This is a genomic window from Pseudomonas sp. microsymbiont 2, assembly GCF_054788395.1.
In genome coordinates, this window is the sequence record NZ_CM139112.1 from 1,055,299 (window position 1) to 1,076,379 (window position 21,081).

General features: G+C 63.1%; 17 protein-coding genes. 11 read left to right on the forward strand and 6 right to left on the reverse strand.

The features are described 5' to 3' along the window. Positions 1-123: 123 nt before the first annotated feature. The 4 genes from ACYUME_RS04825 (at position 124) to ACYUME_RS04840 (ending at position 4,281) form a co-directional block, all read left to right on the forward strand. The gene (locus tag ACYUME_RS04825; protein ID WP_023629381.1) at positions 124-1,152 is read left to right on the forward strand and encodes an amino acid ABC transporter substrate-binding protein; all 1,029 of its coding nucleotides are present in this window, start codon (positions 124-126) and stop codon (positions 1,150-1,152) included. A 67-nt stretch (positions 1,153-1,219) separates the two neighbouring features. Next, positions 1,220-2,398, forward strand: coding sequence for an amino acid ABC transporter permease (locus tag ACYUME_RS04830; protein WP_198744831.1), 1,179 nt, complete (start codon positions 1,220-1,222; stop codon positions 2,396-2,398). Between the two features lie 10 nt (positions 2,399-2,408). Further along, a complete protein-coding gene (locus ACYUME_RS04835) occupies positions 2,409-3,506 on the forward strand; it encodes an amino acid ABC transporter permease (protein WP_110736756.1) in 1,098 nt (365 codons plus the stop codon). Positions 3,507-3,516: 10 nt separating this feature from the next. Beyond that, positions 3,517-4,281, forward strand: coding sequence for an amino acid ABC transporter ATP-binding protein (locus ACYUME_RS04840; RefSeq protein WP_279888927.1), 765 nt, complete (start codon positions 3,517-3,519; stop codon positions 4,279-4,281). Between the two features lie 188 nt (positions 4,282-4,469). Here the strand turns inward: ACYUME_RS04840 and algW are convergent, their stop codons facing one another. Then, a complete protein-coding gene (gene algW / locus ACYUME_RS04845) occupies positions 4,470-5,630 on the reverse strand; it encodes a Do family serine endopeptidase AlgW (RefSeq protein WP_279888926.1) in 1,161 nt (386 codons plus the stop codon). Positions 5,631-5,898: 268 nt separating this feature from the next. Here algW and ACYUME_RS04850 point away from each other — a divergent pair, with 268 nt between their 5' ends. The 3 genes from ACYUME_RS04850 to cysN all read left to right on the forward strand — a co-directional run bounded on the left by ACYUME_RS04850 (position 5,899) and on the right by cysN (position 9,773). After that, positions 5,899-6,657 carry a Nif3-like dinuclear metal center hexameric protein gene (locus ACYUME_RS04850; RefSeq protein WP_279888498.1) on the forward strand — a complete coding sequence of 253 codons (759 nt, stop codon included), beginning with the start codon at positions 5,899-5,901 and terminating at the stop codon, positions 6,655-6,657. 281 nt (positions 6,658-6,938) lie between these two features. Continuing rightward, the gene (gene cysD, locus ACYUME_RS04855; protein WP_011535568.1) at positions 6,939-7,856 is read left to right on the forward strand and encodes a sulfate adenylyltransferase subunit CysD; all 918 of its coding nucleotides are present in this window, start codon (positions 6,939-6,941) and stop codon (positions 7,854-7,856) included. Between the two features lie 15 nt (positions 7,857-7,871). Continuing rightward, on the forward strand, positions 7,872-9,773 hold the full coding sequence (gene cysN, locus ACYUME_RS04860) for a sulfate adenylyltransferase subunit CysN (protein ID WP_460418216.1): 1,902 nt from the start codon (positions 7,872-7,874) through the stop codon (positions 9,771-9,773). Positions 9,774-10,067: 294 nt separating this feature from the next. Here the strand turns inward: cysN and ACYUME_RS04865 are convergent, their stop codons facing one another. The 4 genes from ACYUME_RS04865 to ACYUME_RS04880 form a co-directional block, all read right to left on the reverse strand. Then, the gene (locus tag ACYUME_RS04865) at positions 10,068-10,331 is read right to left on the reverse strand and encodes a bacteriocin immunity protein (protein WP_460418217.1); all 264 of its coding nucleotides are present in this window, start codon (positions 10,329-10,331) and stop codon (positions 10,068-10,070) included. Positions 10,332-10,469: 138 nt separating this feature from the next. Beyond that, positions 10,470-10,730 carry a bacteriocin immunity protein gene (locus ACYUME_RS04870; RefSeq protein ID WP_279888501.1) on the reverse strand — a complete coding sequence of 87 codons (261 nt, stop codon included), beginning with the start codon at positions 10,728-10,730 and terminating at the stop codon, positions 10,470-10,472. Next, complete coding sequence (locus tag ACYUME_RS04875; protein WP_460418218.1) at positions 10,727-13,081, reverse strand: S-type pyocin domain-containing protein; 2,355 nt, start codon at positions 13,079-13,081, stop codon at positions 10,727-10,729. Before ACYUME_RS04875 ends, ACYUME_RS04870 begins: the two co-directional genes overlap by 4 nt. Positions 13,082-13,669: 588 nt before the next feature. Beyond that, on the reverse strand, positions 13,670-14,149 hold the full coding sequence (locus ACYUME_RS04880; RefSeq protein WP_279807163.1) for an Lrp/AsnC family transcriptional regulator: 480 nt from the start codon (positions 14,147-14,149) through the stop codon (positions 13,670-13,672). A 127-nt stretch (positions 14,150-14,276) separates the two neighbouring features. On the opposite strand from ACYUME_RS04880, the gene ACYUME_RS04885 reads away from it, so the two are divergent. Continuing rightward, complete coding sequence (locus ACYUME_RS04885; RefSeq protein ID WP_460418219.1) at positions 14,277-15,473, forward strand: methionine gamma-lyase; 1,197 nt, start codon at positions 14,277-14,279, stop codon at positions 15,471-15,473. Positions 15,474-15,497: 24 nt separating this feature from the next. After that, positions 15,498-18,188: an alpha-ketoglutarate dehydrogenase gene (gene mdeB / locus ACYUME_RS04890; RefSeq protein WP_460418220.1), complete on the forward strand. Its 2,691-nt coding sequence runs from the start codon at positions 15,498-15,500 to the stop codon at positions 18,186-18,188. 282 nt (positions 18,189-18,470) lie between these two features. On the opposite strand, the gene ACYUME_RS04895 is transcribed toward mdeB, so the two are convergent. Further along, positions 18,471-18,908: a Z-ring associated ZapG family protein gene (locus ACYUME_RS04895; RefSeq protein WP_279888988.1), complete on the reverse strand. Its 438-nt coding sequence runs from the start codon at positions 18,906-18,908 to the stop codon at positions 18,471-18,473. Positions 18,909-19,043: 135 nt separating this feature from the next. Between ACYUME_RS04895 and ACYUME_RS04900 the strand changes: the two genes are divergently transcribed. Continuing rightward, positions 19,044-19,679: an alpha/beta hydrolase gene (locus tag ACYUME_RS04900; RefSeq protein WP_279888989.1), complete on the forward strand. Its 636-nt coding sequence runs from the start codon at positions 19,044-19,046 to the stop codon at positions 19,677-19,679. A 25-nt stretch (positions 19,680-19,704) separates the two neighbouring features. After that, a complete protein-coding gene (locus ACYUME_RS04905) occupies positions 19,705-21,054 on the forward strand; it encodes a tryptophan--tRNA ligase (protein WP_460418221.1) in 1,350 nt (449 codons plus the stop codon). Positions 21,055-21,081 lie beyond the last annotated feature (27 nt).

The following is a 21,081-nucleotide window of genomic DNA, read 5'->3' on the forward strand; positions in this document are numbered from 1 at the left end:
GCTGTCACAGAACAGCCCATTGCGCCAATTGACCCAAAAACAAGCCAACAAGGGGTCGGATGCGCCTCATAAGGGTGCGGTGCAATTCCGGCTCATACAACAAGAGCGATTTGGAGGTTGTTGATGAAGATGTTGAAAACCACCCTGGCAGTCCTGACCGCCGCCGCCGCGCTGGGTGCCACCAGCTTCGCCCAGGCCGGCGCCACCCTCGATGCGGTGAAGAAGAAGGGCTTCGTCCAGTGTGGCGTGAGCGATGGTCTTCCAGGATTCTCCGTGCCGGACGCGCAAGGCAAGATCGTCGGTATCGACGCCGATGTGTGCCGCGCCGTGGCCGCCGCGGTGTTCGGCGACGCGACCAAGGTCAAGTTCAGCCAGCTCAACGCCAAGGAGCGCTTCACCGCGCTGCAGTCCGGCGAAGTCGACGTGCTGTCGCGCAACACCACCTGGACCAGCTCGCGCGATGCCGGCATGGGCCTGGTGTTCGCTGGCGTCACCTACTACGACGGCGTCGGCTTCCTCGCCAACAAGAAACTCGGCGTCTCCAGCGCCAAGGAACTCGACGGCGCGACCATCTGCATCCAGGCCGGCACCACCACCGAGCTGAACGTCTCCGACTACTTCCGCGCCAATGGGCTGAAGTACACCCCGATCACCTTCGACACCTCCGATGAAAGCGCCAAGTCGCTGGAATCCGGTCGTTGCGATGTGCTGACCTCGGACAAGTCGCAGCTGTTCGCCCAGCGCTCCAAGCTGGCCGCGCCGACCGAGTACGTGGTGCTGCCGGAAACCATCTCCAAGGAACCACTGGGCCCGGTGGTACGCAAGGGCGACGAGGAGTGGTTCAGCATCGTCAAGTGGACCCTGTTCGCCATGCTCAATGCCGAAGAGGCCGGCGTCACCTCGAAGAACGTCGAGGCCGAGGCCAAGTCCACCAAGAACCCTGACGTCGCCCGCCTGCTGGGCGCCGATGGCGAGTACGGCAAGGACCTCAAGCTGCCCAAGGACTGGGTAGTGCAGATCGTCAAGCAAGTCGGCAACTATGGCGAAGTGTTCGAGAAGAACCTGGGCCAGAGCACCGACCTGAAGATCGACCGTGGCATGAACGCCCTGTGGAACAACGGCGGCATCCAGTACGCGCCACCGGTGCGCTGATGGTTGCACCCCGCGGCGGCATCCTGCCGCCGCGGGTCGTTCGAATCCCTTCTTTTCGGGGCACTTCATGCAAAATCAAATCGGCGCACGGAAAGGGTTTTCCCTTAGTGATCCACGTGTGCGCGCGTGGCTGTTCCAGATCCTCACGGTGGTCTTCGTGGTGGGCCTGGGCTGGTACCTGTTCCACAACACCCAGACCAACCTGCAGCACCGGGGCATCACCTCGGGCTTCGATTTCCTCGAGCGCAGCGCCGGCTTCGGCATCGCCCAGCACCTGATCCCCTATGTGGAATCGGACAGCTACGCCCGGGTATTCGTCATCGGTCTGCTCAACACCCTGCTGGTGACCTTCATCGGCATCATCCTGGCGACGCTGCTGGGCTTCATCATCGGCGTGGCGCGGCTGTCGCCGAACTGGATGATCAACAAGCTGGCGACGGTGTACGTCGAGACCTTCCGCAACATTCCGCCGCTGCTGCAGATCCTGTTCTGGTACTTCGCCGTGTTCCTGACCCTGCCGGGACCACGGGGCAGCATCAACATCGACGACACCTTCTTCATCAGCAACCGCGGCCTGAACATGCCCGGCGCCTCGATGGCCGAGGGCTTCTGGCCGTTCGTGATCGCGCTGGCGCTGGCAATCGTCGCCATCGTGGTGATGGTGCGTTTCGCCAACAAGCGTTTCGACGAAACCGGCGAGCCATTCCACAAGTTCTGGGTCGGCCTGCTGCTGTTCATCGGCATCCCCGGCGTGTGCGCGCTGCTGTTCGGCAGTCCGGTGCACTGGGAAGTGCCGCAGCTCAAGGGCTTCAACTTCGTCGGCGGCTGGGTGCTGATCCCCGAGCTGCTGGCCCTGACCCTGGCGCTGACCATCTACACCGCGGCGTTCATCGCCGAGATCGTGCGTTCCGGCATCCGTTCGGTCAGCCATGGCCAGACCGAGGCGGCTCGCTCGCTGGGCCTGCGCGAAGGCCCGACGCTGCGCAAGGTGATCATTCCCCAGGCGCTGCGGGTGATCATTCCGCCGCTGACCAGCCAGTACCTGAACCTGGCGAAGAACTCGTCGCTGGCGGCCGGTATCGGCTACCCGGAGATGGTCTCGCTGTTCGCCGGTACCGTGCTCAACCAGACCGGCCAGGCCATCGAGGTGATCGCCATCACCATGAGCGTCTATCTCGCCATCAGCATCAGCATTTCGCTGCTGATGAACTGGTACAACAAGCGCATCGCGCTGATCGAACGGTGAGGGTACATCCGTGACAGCCCATGTTTTCAAACCCGACATGCCGCCACCGGTGAAGACCGTTGGCGTGCTCGCCTGGATGCGGGCCAACCTGTTCTCCAGCTGGCTCAACACCCTGCTGACGTTGTTCGCCCTGTACCTGGTCTGGCTGATCGTGCCGCCGCTGGTGCAGTGGGCGTTCATCGACGCCAACTGGGTCGGCACCACCCGCGCCGATTGCACCAAGGAAGGCGCCTGCTGGGTGTTCATCCAGCAGCGCTTCGGCCAGTTCATGTACGGCTACTACCCGGCGGAGCTGCGCTGGCGCGTCGACCTGACCGTGTGGCTCGCCGTGCTCGGCGCCGCACCGCTGTTCATCAAGCGCTTCCCGCGCAAGGCCGTGTACGGCCTGGGCTTCCTGGTGCTATACCCGATCCTCGCCTACATCCTGCTGCACGGCGGCGTGCTGGGCCTGGACACGGTGCCCACCAGCCAGTGGGGCGGCCTGATGCTGACCCTGGTGATCGCCACGGTCGGCATCGTCGGCGCCTTGCCGCTGGGCATCCTGCTGGCCCTGGGGCGACGCTCGAACATGCCGGCGGTGAAGGTGGTCTGTGTGACCTTCATCGAGTTCTGGCGCGGCGTGCCGTTGATCACCGTGCTGTTCATGTCCTCGGTGATGCTGCCGCTGTTCCTGCCCGAGGGCATGAGCTTCGACAAACTGCTGCGGGCGATGATCGGCGTGATCCTGTTCCAGTCGGCGTACATCGCCGAGGTGGTGCGCGGCGGCCTGCAGGCCATCCCCAAGGGCCAGTACGAAGCCGCCGCGGCCATGGGCCTGGGCTACTGGCGGGCGATGGGCCTGGTGATCCTGCCCCAGGCGCTCAAGCTGGTGATCCCCGGCATCGTCAACACCTTCATCGCCCTGTTCAAGGACACCAGCCTGGTGATCATCATCGGCCTGTTCGACCTGCTCAACAGCGTCAAGCAGGCGGCGGCCGACCCGGCCTGGCTGGGCATGGCCACCGAGGGCTATGTGTTCGCCGCCCTGGTGTTCTGGATTTTCTGTTTCGGTATGTCCCGCTACTCCATGCACCTGGAGCGCAAGCTGGACACTGGCCACAAGCGTTAGGAGTTTCGAAATGAGTGAAGCGATCAAGCAGCCTGCCGGCCCCGAAGGCATCATCCAGATGCAGGGCGTGAACAAGTGGTACGGCCAGTTCCATGTGCTCAAGGACATCAACCTGAACGTGCGCCAGGGCGAGCGCATCGTCCTGTGCGGGCCGTCCGGCTCGGGCAAGTCGACCACCATCCGCTGCCTCAATCGGCTGGAGGAGCATCAGCAGGGGCGCATCGTCGTCGACGGCGTGGAGCTGACCAACGACCTCAAGCAGATCGAGGCGATCCGCCGCGAGGTGGGCATGGTGTTCCAGCACTTCAACCTGTTCCCGCACCTGACCATTCTCGAGAACTGCACCCTGGCGCCGATGTGGGTGCGCAAGCTGCCGAAGCGCAAGGCCGAGGAAATCGCCATGCACTTTCTCGAGCGGGTGCGCATTCCGGAGCAGGCGCACAAGTACCCGGGGCAGTTGTCCGGTGGTCAGCAACAGCGGGTGGCGATTGCCCGGGCGCTGTGCATGAAGCCGAAGATCATGCTGTTCGACGAGCCGACCTCGGCCCTGGACCCGGAGATGGTGAAGGAGGTGCTCGACACCATGGTCAGCCTGGCCGAAGACGGCATGACCATGCTTTGCGTGACCCACGAGATGGGCTTTGCCCGTACCGTGGCGAACCGGGTGATCTTCATGGACAAGGGGGAGATCGTCGAGCAGGCCGCGCCGGATGACTTCTTCGACCGGCCGCGCAGCGATCGGACCAAGCTGTTCCTGAGCCAGATCCTGCATTGATGCAATCGGGGCCGCCCCACCGGGGCGGCTGACGCGGTCCCTGTAGGAGCGGCCTTGTGTCGCGATGGGCCGCTACGCGGCCCCGGGGATATGTGCTGCGAAGCTGAAAACCTGGGGCCGCTACGCGCCCCATCGCGACGCAAGGCCGCTCCTACAGGGACCGCGCATAAGGTTTACCCTGTGTTGGTTTACTTCTCTTCCTTCGTGGCCACCGGCGCAGGCGGCGGTCGCAGCCCCACCTCGGCCACCAGCTTCAGTTGCTGCCCATTGCGCACCACCTCGATGGTGATCTTCTCGTTAGGCTTGATCCGCGCCACCTGGTTCATCGACTTGCGGCCGTCACCAGCCGGCTCGCCATTGATGCTCAGGATCACGTCACCCAACTGCAACCCTGCCCGTGCTGCCGGACCATCGCGGAAGATCCCGGCCACGACGATGCCCGGACGGCCCTGCATGCCGAACGACTCGGCCAGCTCCTGACTCAGCGGCTGCACCTCGATGCCCAGCCAGCCACGGATCACCTGGCCGTGCTCGATGATCGACTTCATCACCTCCAGCGCCAGCTTGACCGGGATGGCGAAGCCGATGCCTTGCGAACCGCCGGATTTGGAGAAGATCGCCGTGTTGATGCCCACCAGGTTGCCGTTGGCATCGACCAGCGCGCCGCCGGAGTTGCCCGGGTTGATCGCCGCGTCAGTCTGGATGAAGTCTTCGTAGTTGTTCAGGCCCAGCTGGTTGCGGCCGGTGGCGCTGATGATGCCCATGGTCACGGTCTGGCCGACGCCGAACGGGTTGCCGATGGCCAGGGTCACGTCACCGATGTGGATGTTGTCGGAGCGGCCGATGGTGATCGCCGGCAGGCTCTTGAGGTCGATCTTGAGTACCGCCAGGTCGGTTTCCGGGTCGCTGCCGATGACCCGGGCGAGGGTCTCGCGACCGTCCTTGAGGGCCACGACGATCTGGTCGGCGCCGCTGGTGACGTGGTTGTTGGTCAGCAGGTAGCCCTCGGGGCTCATGATCACCGCCGAACCCAGGCTCGACTCCCAGCGCCGCTGCTTGGGCAGGTTGTCGCCGAAGAAGCGGCGGAACTGCGGGTCTTCGAACAGTGGGTGGGCGCTCTTGTTCACCACCTTGGTGGTGTACAGGTTGACCACGGCGGGCGCGGCCAGGGTCACGGCATCGGCGTAGGACACCGGGCCCTGCATGATCTTCGTGGTTTGCGGCGCCTGCTGCAGGTTGACGTCCTGGCTGGGCAGGCCGACCCATTGCGGGAAGCGCTGGATGATCAGCATGGCGATCAGCACGCCGGTGAGCAGGGGCCAGCCGAAGTAACGCAGAGCCTTGAACATGAATGAATCCTGGGAGTAGGGCGGGGGCCATGTCAGTTCGGCCCGGGGCGAGCGCGCGCGATCATACACGTGAAAGATCCGGACGGCGATGATTGGTGTATCGCGGGGCAAGCCCGCTCCCACGCCGTTCGCGCACGGCGTGGGAGCGGGCTTGCCCCGCGAAGGGGAGTACCTGACAGCGGTTCCCCCGAAACCGGCGACGGCCCATAATGGCGGCCATTATAGGGCCTCGCGCCCTGTCGCAACGCCGAATTCGAGGAGATTTTTCATGGCCGTCGCCCTCAATACCCTGGTCGAGGAAGCCGAACGCTACCTGGGCAGTGCGAAGATCCAGGACTACTGCCCCAACGGCCTGCAGGTCGAGGGCCGCCCCCAGGTCAGCCGCATCGTCAGCGGCGTCACCGCCAGCCAGGCGCTGCTGGACGCGGCGGTCGAGGCCGAGGCCGACCTGGTGCTGGTGCACCATGGCTACTTCTGGAAGGGCGAGAACCCCTGCATCACCGGCATCAAGCAGCGGCGCCTGAAAACCCTGCTCAAGCACGACATCAGCCTGCTGACCTTCCACCTGCCGTTGGACGTGCACCCGGAGGTGGGCAACAACGTGCAGCTGGCGCGCCAGTTGGACATTACCGTCGAAGGCCCGCTGGACCCGAACAATCCCAAGGTGGTCGGCCTGGTCGGCTCGCTGGCCGAGCCCGTCTCGGTGCGTGACTTCGCCCGTCGCGTGCAGGAGGCCCTGGGCCGTGAGCCACTGGTGGTCGACGGCGAACAGATGATCCGCCGGGTCGGCTGGTGCACCGGGGGTGGCCAGGGCTACATCGACAACGCCATCGCCGCCGGGGTCGACCTGTTCCTCAGTGGCGAGGCCTCCGAGCAGACCTTCCACAGCGCCCGCGAGAACGGCATCAGCTTCATCGCCGCCGGGCATCACGCCACCGAGCGCTATGGCGTGCAGGCGCTGGGCGATTACCTAGCGCGGCGCTTCGCGGTCGAGCACCTGTTCATCGATTGCCCGAATCCGATCTGATCCGCCGCAAGTGGCGAATACGCTTATCTGTAGGAGCGGCCTTGTGTCGCGAATGGGCTGCAAAGCAGCCCCGGCGATCTATGCATCAACGCTGAAATCCTGGGGCTGCTGCGCAGCCCTTTCGCGACACAAGGCCGCTCCTACACGGCCCAAACCCTTGGTCATATCGTTAGATTGTTTCGATCTAGGCAGACTCCTAAATAGAATCAGGTGCTGTGATAAAGTGGCTCGCTCGAACACGGCCCGCAGGCCGTCCATAAGATCGTTTTTCGTGAGTAGCCATGGTCGACAATCTGACGCACTTGAAACAGCTGGAGGCGGAGAGCATCCACATCATCCGCGAGGTGGCCGCCGAGTTCGACAACCCGGTGATGCTGTACTCGATCGGCAAGGATTCCGCGGTCATGCTGCACCTGGCGCGCAAGGCGTTCTTTCCGGGCAAGCTGCCGTTCCCGGTGATGCACGTCGACACCCAGTGGAAGTTCCAGGAGATGTACCGCTTCCGCGACAAGATGGTCGAAGAGATGGGCCTGGAGCTGATCACCCACGTCAACCCCGAGGGCGTGGCGCAGGGCATCAACCCATTCACCCATGGCAGCTCCAAGCACACCGACATCATGAAGACCCAGGGCCTGAAACAGGCGCTGGACAAGCATGGTTTCGACGCCGCCTTCGGTGGCGCGCGCCGTGACGAAGAAAAGTCCCGGGCCAAGGAGCGCGTCTACTCGTTCCGCGACAGCAAGCACCGCTGGGACCCGAAGAACCAGCGCCCGGAGCTGTGGAACATCTACAACGGCAAGGTCAACAAGGGCGAGTCGATCCGCGTGTTCCCGCTGTCGAACTGGACCGAGCTGGACATCTGGCAGTACATCTACCTCGAAGGCATCCCGATCGTGCCGCTGTACTTCGCCGCCGAGCGCGAAGTGATCGAGAAGAACGGCACCCTGATCATGATCGACGACGAACGCATCCTCGAGCACCTGAGCGACGAGGAGAAGGCGCGCATCGTCAAGAAGAAAGTGCGTTTCCGTACCCTGGGCTGCTACCCGCTGACGGGCGCGGTCGAGTCTGAAGCCGAGACCCTGACGGACATCATCCAGGAAATGCTCCTGACCCGAACGTCCGAGCGCCAGGGCCGTGTCATCGACCACGATGGCGCCGGTTCCATGGAAGACAAAAAACGCCAAGGCTACTTCTAATTTCAGGGTTTCCTCATGTCGCACCAATCCGATTTGATCAGCGAGGACATCCTCGCCTACCTGGCCCAGCACGAGCGTAAAGAGCTGCTGCGCTTCCTCACCTGCGGCAACGTGGACGACGGCAAGAGCACCCTGATCGGGCGCCTGCTGCACGACTCGAAGATGATCTACGAGGATCACCTCGAGGCCATCACCCGTGATTCGAAAAAGTCCGGCACCACCGGCGAGGAAGTCGACCTGGCGCTGCTGGTGGACGGCCTGCAGGCCGAGCGCGAGCAAGGCATCACCATCGATGTCGCCTACCGCTACTTCTCCACCGCCAAGCGCAAGTTCATCATCGCCGACACCCCGGGCCACGAGCAGTACACCCGCAACATGGCCACCGGCGCGTCCACCTGCGACCTGGCGATCATCCTGGTCGACGCCCGCTACGGCGTGCAGACCCAGACCCGCCGGCACAGCTACATCGCCTCCCTGCTGGGCATCAAGCACATCGTCGTCGCCGTCAACAAGATGGACCTGAAGAACTTCGACGAGCAGGTGTTCGAAGACATCAAGGCCGACTACCTGAAGTTTGCCGAGGGCATCAACCTCAAGCCATCGAGCCTGCACTTCGTGCCTATGTCGGCGCTCAAGGGCGACAACGTGGTCAACCGCAGCGAGCGTTCGCCGTGGTACACGGGGCCGGCGCTGATGGAGATCCTCGAGACCGTCGAGATCGCCGCCGACCGCAATGTCACCGACCTGCGTTTCCCGGTGCAGTACGTCAACCGCCCGAACCTGAACTTCCGTGGCTTCGCCGGCACCATCGCCGGTGGCGTGGTGCACAAGGGCGACGAAATCGTCGTGCTGCCATCGGGCAAGAGCAGCCGGGTCAAGTCCATCGTCACTTACGAGGGCGAACTGGAGAATGCAGGTCCTGGCCAGGCAGTGACCCTGACCATGGAAGACGAGATCGACATCTCCCGGGGCGACCTGCTGGTGCATGCCGACAATGTGCCACCGGTTACCGATCAGTTCGACGCCATGCTGGTGTGGATGGCCGAGGAACCGATGCTCCCGGGCAAGAAGTACGACATCAAGCGCGCCACCAGCTATGTGCCGGGCTCGATCGCCAGCATCACCCACAAGGTCGATGTGAACACCCTGGAGCAGGGCGCCGCCAGCGCGCTGCAGCTCAACGAGATCGGCCGGGTCAAGGTCGCGCTGGACAGCGCCATCGCTCTGGACGGCTACGAGAGCAACCGCACCACTGGCGCGTTCATCGTCATCGACCGCCTGACCAACGGCACCGTCGGTGCCGGCATGATCATCGCCCCACCGGTACTGCCGCACGGCGGCACTGGCCAGCACGGCAAGCTGGCCCATGTGTCCACCGAGGAGCGTGCCCTGCGCTTCGGCCAGCAGCCGGCCACCGTGCTGTTCAGCGGCCTGTCCGGCGCTGGCAAGAGCACCTTGGCCTACGCCGTGGAGCGCAAGCTGTTCGACATGGGGCGCGCGGTCTATGTGCTCGATGGCCAGAACCTGCGTCACGACCTGAACAAGGGCCTGCCGCAGGACCGCGCCGGCCGCACCGAGAACTGGCGCCGCGCCGCCCATGTGGCGCGCCAGTTCAACGAGGCCGGGCTGCTGACCCTGGCGGCGTTCGTCGCCCCGGATGCCGAAGGCCGCGAGCAGGCCAAGGCGCTGATCGGCAAGGAGCGTCTGGTCACCGTCTACGTCCAGGCCTCGCCGCTGGTCTGCCGCGAGCGCGACCCGCAGGGCTTGTACGCCGCTGGTGGCGACAACATTCCTGGCGAAAGCTTCCCGTTCGACGTGCCGCTGGATGCCGACCTGGTGATCGATACCCAGTCGGTCAGCGTCGATGAAGGGGTGAAGCTGGTGCTGGATGTGCTGCGTCAGCGCGGCGCGATCTGATCGATAGCGCCATGCCAGTTACAGGGGCCGCCTTGCGGCCCATCGCGGGCAAGCCCGCTCCCACAGGGGCCAAGTGATACCTGTGGGGGCGAGCGGAGCGGCCATCTTTTGAGCTTTGCTTGATGTAACGGGGCGGCGCTGTCGTAGGCAACCAGATAATTCCGTTGACCAATGCAGGGAAATGTCTCTTGCTCGTCTAGGGGCTGGTGAGAGGCTTTCGGCGTTTTTGTATGAAAATATTATTAGCTTGTAAGCAGATAGCCCCACGGGAGTGTGGCCGTTCGTTTTAATGAGCTATTCAGGTTTGAAGCCATCCTTCCCATTCTCTCGTCGCCATTCTTTTATTAGCTTCACTATTTCCTCTGGTTCACCCTTTTCTGCGGTATCTGGCCAGAAGATAAGGTCGGTTCCTGCGGGATGCTCAGTAGTGGACTCGAAGTGTTCAAGTAACGGGTCAAGTACTTTGTCTGGTTGGGAGCCATTTGTGTTGATTATGAGTTCCAGGAGTTCTAGAAATTCGCGCTCTGAGTAGTCGTTCAGGTTTTTCTTGTCAGCCATGGCTAGCTCCATGATGAGCATTATGAATGTTCCAGTGGCGCGACTACTGGTCTGTTATTGAGATTGTGTGTGCCGCCTTCTTATATAGTGGGTGGAGGTGTAGGTTTACTGAGATTTTATCTGTTGCGTTAAGCTGCTTTAACATTTGAATACATCCTTGCCGTTAGCTATGCGCCAGGCCTTTACGATTTTAACAATCTGCTCTGGCTGGCCTTCCGCTTCAGAGGCCGGCCGATACAGAAGGTCGATGCCAGATGGATGCTCAGTAATTTTTCTGAAATGCATCAACAAAGGTGTCAGTACCCTATCTGGTTCGTCGTCATTGGCTCTGTCGATCTCATGTATGAATTCGATGAACTCTTGCTCGGTGTAATCGCTTAGTCTTTCTTTGAATTTCATTTTCTTTCCCCGTAGTGGATGCTGTGATGCGCGCGCGGTGTGACGATCCTTATGTTGTTCATGTCGTAGACATCACCGCCTTCGCTGATGGGGAGCACGTGATGCAGAATATAGGTCAGTTGACTCATGTGTATGTCCGCATCGCCAACAGTCGGCGCATTTCCATGTTTTCTCATCCGGCGTAGGTTTCTTTCACTGAATTGCTTCGAGAGCTCTGCGTCATGTGCAACCGCTTTCCAGAACCCTCTTCGGAACCTGTTGAAGTTTCTGAACTCGGTGCCACGCAGTTGATCCGCGATCTGAGCCGGTACGGGCGCGCCTTCAGCGCGTGCAGCCTCTCCCGGCCAAAGTCCAGAAACTTCCACGCTGCTACCAATTGCGGCGCCTGGCTCGAATCGCGGGCTTTTGAACACCACCAGAATAGGCGGCAAACCCGAGTCGGTAGGGAACGTGATGATCAAGCGTTCCTGATCGAGCAGATCCAGGGCGGGGTAGCTTTCCGGCTCGCTGCTGACCGGATCGAGGCGGCTACCGCCATAGACGAGGGTGCCGGGTGGTACTGATGGATAACTGGTGGAATTACCTTCGTTGCCCCCCGGAGCACTGGCCGGTGTCCAGGTAAGAACGCGTTGCGGATTCTCCAGCGCCAGGCTGTAGACCTGGCGTTTGCTGTCGAATGTCGCCGCACGCACCGCCACGGGTTTGCCGCCTGGCACTACGTACAGGTCCAGGCCGTTTTCATCTTCGGCCCCTGCCAGCAGGTAGGGCAGGTCAAGGCTGACCGACCTGCTGGCAAGTGCCTCGAGGTCAGGGCCACCGGCAGGTGCAAGGCTGGACAGTGGCGTGCTGAGGAGGTAGCGCCGCTCAGCGTTGCCGAGCGTGCTTGGCCACATCATGGTGAGACTGGCCACCAGCAGATTACCCATCGCAGGCGTGGCAGCGGCTGCCAGGCTGGTCACGGCCTCGCGGATGGCGACCAGCAGCGTTGCGTAGGTGCCTTGGGCGACAGTGAGGGTCGTGGCACCGACTGCCGTCACTTGCGGCAATGGCGACGCAGCATGGCTGAACGCGTTGTAGCTGATGCGCTGGCGTTGCATTTCGGCCTGGATGCGCATCACCTCGCGGGCTTTTTCCTCGGCCAGGACTTGTTGCTGGGCCCGCTCGCGTGCTTTGTGCTCGGCTTGCAACTGTTGTTGCCTCAACGCTTCGGCCCTTTGCCTCGACTCCGCTTCTTGCCGCATGGTTTCGTGCCGGTCGGCCTCTGCCTGCAGCAGCGCGACCCGCTGGGCCCGGGCATTCAGTTGCGCGAACGCGACCTTGGTCTGCTTCAGTACCCGTGCGGACTCCTGGTTCAGCAGGGACTGGTGGTAGTCGAGCCAGCGTGGCCCGATGCTGTTGTTCCGTTGGCCGAGAATGAGGCTGTTGAGGGCCTCCAGCTCGCTACTCGTCAGTGGCGATGTGATGTTGGGGTTGGCTTGGGCGAAAGAGGCACTGGCGAGAAGCCTGTTGTTGGCCAGCGAACTGAGCGCGCTCGCATACTGCGCCAGTAATTGCGGGCCCTGTTCGTCATGGGCTTGAGGTGCATGATTCAACAGCTCTATTTGCAGAAAACGTGGCAGTGACTGGAAGTGGAACGCCTGCTCTGTGCGAATGGCGCGTATCGTTCCGGCCAGCAGTTCGATCTTTTGCGCGTACTCGAGTTGGGTCAGGTCCTGTTCGTGCTCAAGGGCCTCGGCGAGTTCGGCCAAGTGCCCGGCAGCAGCCTCGAGCGTATGGTCGATGATCTTGCGCTCGTGCGCGGCCTCCAAGACCTGTGGGAACTGGATGAACGCATAGGAAGGGTCGTTGTTTCGGATTGCCTCCATGCCTCTGTGATAAAAGTAGCTGGGCGGCTTGTAGAACACAGGGCTGCCCCAGAACGAGAGCTCCTTGTGCAAGTGCGAGATCGCGAGAGTCCGCTTTTCCTCTATGAACTCGAGCAGGCCGCGCTGCTGTTGAAGCAGGTTCAGGTAGGATGATCCGCCAGGTGCCGAGTGACGGGATCTAGCCGCAGTTATTTCCTGCTCGATGGTGGCGTTCAGGGCGTTGTAGCGTGCGGCAAATTCCTGCTGGGTGGCAGTCGTTACGCCATTGAACTCTTCGGTCAGGATCGTGCTGAACCCAGGGGTGAAGTCCAGGCCGGGCCGTTTGCCGCCGTTTCCCTCGCCCCGCCTGGGGCCATCGTAAAGACCCCAGCCACCCAGTCCTGGGCCGCCCCCGCCAACGCCCCCGACCATGGGCACGTCGGAAACCGCATCGATGTAAAGCCCTTCGTCCAGATAATAGGCATCGCCGATTTTCTGTGGTGCCATGTTGTTCGCTCCTTTGAACAGACATGGCGATGATCGTTAGGTATAAGGCGGCTACATATCGGGCGTTGTACCGTATGTCGAAGGAAACATCGCTTTCTTGTCAGCATTTTCGCTTTCTTATGGGATATTTCCCAAAGATGCAGATGTCGCCCATTTGCCGTCGTGGCTGCCCTGTTGGAGGGACTAGTCTGGGTCTGCCACTGCCTGTCAGCGACTCTGTTTGGACAGGTTGACATTAATCTTTGGCGCACCTGGATAGCTCTCGGCCTATGTCTCCGAAGTCAACGGTTACTTGTTGTCTCGCTCTGGGTCGATCGCAGGCATGTGTTATCGGGGGGCGCGGTATCAGAGACTGGTGCTGAGTCTCTCCAGGGTCGTTTGCCGGTTCCGGCCGACCTGCCTGAGGTGATTGCGATCTACGCAGCGATGCATGCCACGAACCGCAGTACATGAACGTTTGCTACAGCCTTTGTGGCGACAACCATGGGATCTTGGTGCTTGCTGCACTGCCAGCATGACGACTACCTGGTAAAAGAGGTATTTGGCTAGGCGGATGGGCGCTAGGAGCGACTGCGAGGGGGACCTGCCTCAGATGTGTTTTTCCGACACAGGAATAACCCGCCGTTCCTTCACCGCCTTATAGGAAAAACTCGAATAGATCTCTTTCACCCCCGGCAACCGCTGCAGTACCTCCCGGGTGAATTCCCCGAACGACTCCAGATCTCGCGCCAGGATCTCCAGCAGAAAGTCATAGCGCCCGGAGATGTTGTGGCAGGCAACGATCTCGGGAATTTCCATCAGCCGCCGCTCGAACGCCAGGGCGATCTCCTTGGTGTGCGAGTCCATCATGATGCTGACGAAGGCGGTCACGCCGAAGCCCAGCGATTTAGGCGAAAGAATGGCCTGGTAGCCGGTGATGTAGCCGTCGTCCTCCAGCAGCTTGACCCGTCGCCAGCAGGGCGAGGTGGTCAGGGCGACCTGGTCGGCGAGTTCGGACACGGTGAGGCGGGCGTTGTCCTGCAGGGCGGCGAGCAGGGCGCGGTCGGTGCGGTCGAGTGACGAAGGCATATCTTGCCCTCCAGATGATGTTTTTGTTGTTTTTCTTTCAATAACGACGGCAGTACGTGGGCGACTTTGGAAAAAAAGCGGCAGCCCGGTGGCATAAGCTTATAGCAAACCACAAGAGGCTGTTGCCATGCGCGACTCCAATAACAACACCGGTTTTTCCACGCGGGCCATCCACCATGGCTATGACCCGCTGTCCCATGGCGGCGCGCTGGTGCCGCCGGTCTATCAGACCGCTACCTATGCCTTCCCCACGGTGGAATACGGCGCCGCCTGCTTCGCCGGCGAAGAGCCCGGGCATTTCTACAGTCGCATCTCCAACCCGACCCTGGCCCTGCTGGAACAGCGCATGGCCTCGCTCGAAGGCGGCGAGGCCGGGCTGGCGCTGGCCTCGGGCATGGGTGCCATCACCGCCACGCTATGGACCTTGCTGCGTCCCGGTGACGAGCTGATCGTCGGCAGCACCTTGTATGGCTGCACCTTCGCCTACCTGCACCATGGCATCGGCGAGTTCGGCGTGAAGATTCGCCATGTCGACCTCAACGATATCCCGGCGCTGCAGGCCGCGATCACGCCGAAGACGCGGATGATCTACTTCGAGACCCCGGCCAATCCCAACATGCAGCTGGTGGACATCGCCGCGCTGGTCGATGCCGTGCGCGGCCATGACCTGCGCATCGTGGTCGACAACACCTACTGCACTCCCTATCTGCAGCGCCCGCTGGAAATGGGCGTGGACCTGGTGGTGCATTCGGCCACCAAGTACCTGTCCGGGCATGGCGATATCACCGCCGGCCTGGTGGTCGGGCGCAAGGCGCTGGTCGAGCGCATCCGCCTGGAAGGGCTCAAGGACATGACTGGCGCGGTGCTCTCGCCCCACGATGCCGCGCTGCTGATGCGTGGCATCAAGACCCTCGCCCTGCGCATGGATCGCCACTGCGCCAATGCCCGGCAGATCGCCGAGTACCTGGAGCGCCAGCCGCAGGTCGAGCTGCTGCACTACCCTGGCCTGCCGTCCTTCCCGCAGTACGCGCTGGCCCAACGGCAGATGCGCCTGCCGGGCGGGATGATCGCCTTCGAGCTGAAGGGCGGGGTCGAGGCCGGACGGCGCTTCATGAATGCCCTGCAGCTGTTCAGCCGTGCGGTGAGCCTGGGCGATGCCGAGTCGCTGGCCCAGCATCCGGCGAGCATGACCCACTCCAGCTATACCCAGAAAGAGCGTGCCGAGCACGGTATCTCGGAGGGGCTGGTACGGCTTTCGGTGGGCCTGGAGGACATCGACGACCTGCTTGCCGACATTGCCCAGGCCCTCGAGGCTTGTGCCTGAACCGCCACGGACGAGGCTTGAGCGATGGTAGCGATGATGAACCCGAACGAGCCGCTGACGGCCCTGGACGGCGCCCTGGACAGTGACCCAAGCGAAACGGCCGAATGGTGCGAGGCGCTGGAGTCGACCCTGGCTCACTGCGGACCGGCGCGAGCGCGGTATCTGCTGCAGCGCCTGCAGGCTCATGCTCTGGAACTAGGGTTGGAGCGCGATGCCCAGGCCTTCTCGGCCTACCGCAATACCCTACCGGTGGAGCAGCAGGGCGTTTATCCAGGCGATCTGGAACTGGACGAGCGAATCACTGCGATCCTGCGCTGGAACGCCTTGGCCATGGTGGTGCGGGCCAACCATGCCTATGGCGAGCTGGGCGGCCATATCGCCAGCTACGCGTCGGCGGCGGAGATCTTCGAGGTCGGTTTCCAGCACTTCTTTCGTGGCGAAAGTGGCGGCGCGCGGCGCACCGCCGACCTGGTGTTCTTCCAGCCGCATTCGGCGCCGGGCATCTATGCCCGTGCGTTTCTCGAAGGGCGCCTGAGCGAAGAGCAGTTGGCCAACTATCGCCAGGAGGTTGCCGGCAATGGCCTGTGCTCGTACCCACACCCGTGGCTGATGCCCGATTTCTGGCAGTTCCCCACCGGTTCCATGGGCATCGGCCCACTCAATGCCATCTATCAGGCGCGGTTCATGCGCTACCTGCAGCATCGTGGCCTGCTCGACACGTCGGCCCGTCATGTGTGGGGCGTGTTCGGTGATGGCGAGATGGATGAGCCGGAGTCCATGGCGGGGCTGACCCTTGCCGCCCGTGAGGGCCTGGACAACCTGACTTTCATCGTCAACTGCAACCTGCAGCGTCTGGACGGCCCGGTGCGTGGCAATGGTCAGATCATCCAGGAGCTCGAGGCGCTGTTCAGCGGCGCCGGCTGGAACGTGATCAAGGTGCTGTGGGGCTCGGAGTGGGATGCGCTGTTCGCCCGCGACCACGAACATGCGTTGCTGCGCCAGCTGGCGGCGACGCCGGATGGGCAGTTCCAGAACCTTGGCGCCAAGGATGGCCGTTACAACCTTGAGCACTTCTTCAACCAGAACCCGGCCTTGCAACGCCTGGTGGCGCATATGAGCGCCGAGCAGATCAACGCCCTCAAGCGTGGTGGCCATGATTTTCGCAAGCTGCACGCCGCCTATGCCGCTGCCAAGGCGTGCAAGGGTCGGCCAACGGTGATCCTGGCCAAGACCAAGAAGGGCTACGGCATGAGCACTGCCGGGGAGTCGCGGATGACCGCGCACCAGGCCAAGAAGCTGGATGTGCAGGCGCTGCTGGCGTTCCGTGATCGCTTCAACCTGCCGTTGTCGGACGCGGCGGTGGAGCAGCTGCGTTTCTACCGTCCGGCCGAAGACAGTCCCGAGATGCTCTACCTGCGCCAGCGCCGGGAGGCACTCGGTGGGCCTTTGCCAATGCGCCGCAGTGACTGCGCCAGCCTGCCACTGCCCGACCTCGATACCTTCGCCGCGTTCGCCCTGCATGCCGAGGGCAAGGAAATGTCCACCACCATGGCCGCCGTGCGCCTGCTGGGTAACTGGCTCAAGGCACCTGGACTGGGGCCGCGGGTAGTGCCGATCGTCGCCGACGAGGCGCGCACCTTCGGCATGGCCAGCCTGTTCCGCCAGATCGGTATCTATTCGCCGCAGGGGCAGCGCTACGAGCCGGAGGACGCCGGCTCGCTGCTGGTCTACAAGGAGTCGCGGGACGGCCAACTGCTGGAGGAGGGCATCACCGAGGCCGGGGCGATCTCGTCGTGGATCGCGGCGGCGACCGCCTACGCGGTACATGGCGAGCCGATGCTGCCGGTGTACATCTATTACTCGATGTTCGGCTTCCAGCGCGTCGGCGACCTGATCTGGGCCGCCGCCGACCAGCGCGCCCGCGGCCTGCTGCTCGGCGCCACGGCCGGACGCACCACCCTGGGTGGCGAAGGGCTGCAGCACCAGGACGGCTCGAGCCTGGTCATGGCCGCGATGGTGCCCAACTGCCGCGCCTGGGATCCGTGTTTCGCCGGCGAGCTGGCGGTGATCCTCGACCACGCCGCGCGGCGCATGCTGGTGGAGCAGCAGGACGAGTTCCACTACGTGGCGGTGATGAACGAAAACTATCCACAGCCATCATTGCCGGACGAGGTGCGCGAGGACGTGTTGCGTGGCATGTATCGGTATACCCGGCATGCGTCGGCAGCGCCCCGTGGCCAGGTGCGGCTGTTGGGCTCGGGCACCATCCTGCGCGAGGTGATCGCCGCCGGCGAGTTGCTGGCCAGTGATTGGCAGGTCGACAGCGAGGTGTTCAGCGTCACCAGCTTCAGTGAGCTGGCGCGTGGGGCCAGGGATGCGCAACGCCTGGCGATGGCCGGGGAACAGGGAGATTGCCATGTGCGTTATTGCCTGCCCGGTGATGCCCCGGTGATCGCGGCCAGCGACTATGTGCGTGCCTGGCCGCAGCTGATTGCCGAGTATGTGCAGGCGCCCTATGTCACCCTGGGCACCGATGGATTCGGTCGTAGTGACACGCGTCAGCAACTGCGGCGGTTCTTCGAGGTGGATCGGCATGCGGTGGTGTTGGCGGCGTTGTACGGGCTGGTGTGCCAGGGCGTGCTGCCGGCGGATGTGCTGGGGCAGGCGAGGGCGCGCTATGGGATTGGTGAGGAGGGGGCGGCCTGGTATCGGTGAGGTGGCCTGTGCCAGCCCTATCGCGGGGCAAGCCCGCTCCCACGGAAAACATTACGCTGTGAGTTAAATGGAACAGCGTGGGAGCGGGCTTGCCCCGCGATCACCGGCGAAGCCGGTGCCATACGCCACAGCAAGCCCGCTCCCCCCGATGGTGCAATTTGCGACGTTTCCCTGCACGACAGTGCAGCTGGGCGATCTTCTACAGGTATTGAGTGAGTGATATGGCGGGTAGACCCCGCCCACAAAAAAGGCCTCTTTCGAGGCCTTTTGCATGTCAGCGACTCAACGCTTGAGCCCGTAGCTCTCGTCGAGCATGCCCGGCGAATTCGGTGCCTTTGGCGCGTAGTCACGCGGCACCTCGGCGGTGTCCTTCGGCGGGGTCAGGCGATCACGCGGGCCTTGCGCGGTTTCCGAATGCAGCGCGGCCAGCAGGCGTTGACGGGTCAGCTCGTCCAGGGCCAGGCGGTTGGCGCCGTCGGCCAGGTGGTCCTGAACGTCCTGGTAGCTCTGGGTCAGTTTCTTGACCAGCGATGCGGTGCTGTTGAAGTGGGTGACCACTTCGTTCTGGTAGTTGTCGAAGCGCTGCTGGATGTCATCCAGCTGGCGTTGGGTGTTGCTCGGCGCCGCATTGGGCAGCAGGCGGGCCAGCGCGAAACCGACGCCGACGCCGACAACCAGGGCCAGGGTCGGCAGCAACCAAACAAGGAGCGAGTGTTCCACGAGTCCTTCCTCTATAAACGGCTTTGCTTTACGTTAACGGCTCAGACCTGCGCTGTATACCGCGAGCGATCGCAAATCAGAACAGAATTCCTCAGCTAGACGAGTCGACCCTTCCCGAGGTCACGGAGTAGTGCCTTGCTTATCCGCGAAACACCCTTGTTCATCGATGGCCCTTGCGGTCCGCTGGAAGCCTTGTACCTGGACGTGGCCGACGCCCGCGGCGCGGTGCTGATCTGCCACCCCAACCCGGTCCAGGGCGGCACCATGCTCAACAAGGTGGTCTCGACCCTGCAACGCACCGCCCGCGACGCCGGCTACGTCACCCTGCGCTTCAACTACCGCGGTGTCGGCCAGAGCGCGGGTAGCCACGACATGGGCACGGGCGAGGTAAACGACGCCGAGGCCGTGGCGGCCTGGCTGCGTGAGAAGCACCCCGAGCTGCCGCTGGTGCTGATGGGCTTCTCCTTCGGTGGCTTCGTCGCCACCAGTCTGGCCGGGCGTCTGGAGGCGGACGGAGTCGAGCTGCAGCAACTGTTCATGATCGCGCCGGCGGTCATGCGCCTGACCGAGCAATTCCCTCTGCCCGCGCGCGTCCGGCTCACTATCATTCAGCCGGACACCGACGAAGTGGTCGATCCGCAGTTGGTGTACGACTGGTCCAGCGCTCTGTCGCGCCCCCATGAGCTGCTGAAAGTGGCAGAATGCGGACACTTCTTCCATGGCAAGCTGACCGATCTGAAGGATCTGCTGCTGCCGCGCCTTTCGAACTGAGCCAAGCCAGAATAAGCGAACACCCATGACCACGCGCATCCTTACCGGTATCACCACCACCGGCACCCCGCACCTGGGCAACTACGCCGGCGCCATCCGCCCGGCGATCCTCGCCAGCCAGCAGCCCGGTGTCGACTCGTTCTACTTCCTGGCCGACTACCACGCGCTGATCAAGTGCGACGACCCGCAGCGCATCCAGCGCTCGCGCCTGGAAATCGCCGCTACCTGGCTGGCCGGCGGCCTGGACCCGGACAAGGTCACCTTCTACCGCCAGTCCGACATCCCCGAGATCCCCGAGCTGACTTGGCTGCTGACCTGCGTCGCCGCCAAGGGCCTGCTCAACCGCGCCCATGCCTACAAGGCTTCGGTGGACAAGAACGTCGAGGCCGGCGAAGACCCGGATGCCGGCGTGACCATGGGCCTGTTCAGCTATCCGGTACTGATGGCCGCCGACATCCTGATGTTCAACGCCAACAAGGTGCCGGTGGGTCGCGACCAGATCCAGCACGTGGAGATGGCCCGCGACATCGGCCAGCGCTTCAACCACCTGTTCGGCCAGGGCAAGGACTTCTTCGCGCTGCCGGAGGCGGTGATCGAGGAAAGCGTGGCCACCTTGCCGGGCCTGGACGGTCGCAAGATGTCCAAGAGCTACGACAACACCATCCCGCTGTTCACCAGCGCCAAGGACATGAAGGACGCCATCTCGCGTATCGTCACCGACTCCAAGGCGCCGGGCGAGGCCAAGGATCCGGACAACGCGCACTTGTTCTCCCTGTTCCAGGCCTTCTCCACGCCGGCGCAATGCGCCGCGTTCCGCGAAGAGCTGGTGCAAGGCCTGGGCTGGGGCGAGGCCAAGCAGCGCCTGTTCCAGCTGCTCGACGGCCAGCTGGCCGAAAAGCGCGAGCACTATCACCAGCTGATCTCGCGCCCGTCGGATCTGGAGGACATTCTCCTTGCCGGCGCCGCCAAGGCCCGCAAGATCGCCACGCCGTTCCTCGAGCAGCTGCGCGAGGCGGTTGGCCTGCGTTCGTTCCGCACGGCGGTCCAGGCCAGCAGCGAAGTGAAGAAAAAGGCCGCCAAGACTGCCCGCTTCGTCAGTTTCCGCGATGAAGACGGCAGCTTCCGCTTCCGCCTGCTGGCCGCCGATGGCGAGCAACTGCTGCTGTCGCGCAGCTTCGCCGATGGCAAGAGCGCGGGCGCGGTGAGCAAGCAACTGCAGCAAGGTGGCGAGGCCGATGTGCGGGTCGAGGGCCTGAGCTTCAGCCTGTGGCTGGCGGGCGAGCAGGTTGCCGACGGGCCGCAGTTCGAGGCCGCCGAGGCCCGTGACGCGGCCATCGCAAGCCTGCGCGAGGCCCTGGCGCCACAGCAGGACTGAGCGCCTATCCTGTAGGAGCGGCCTTGT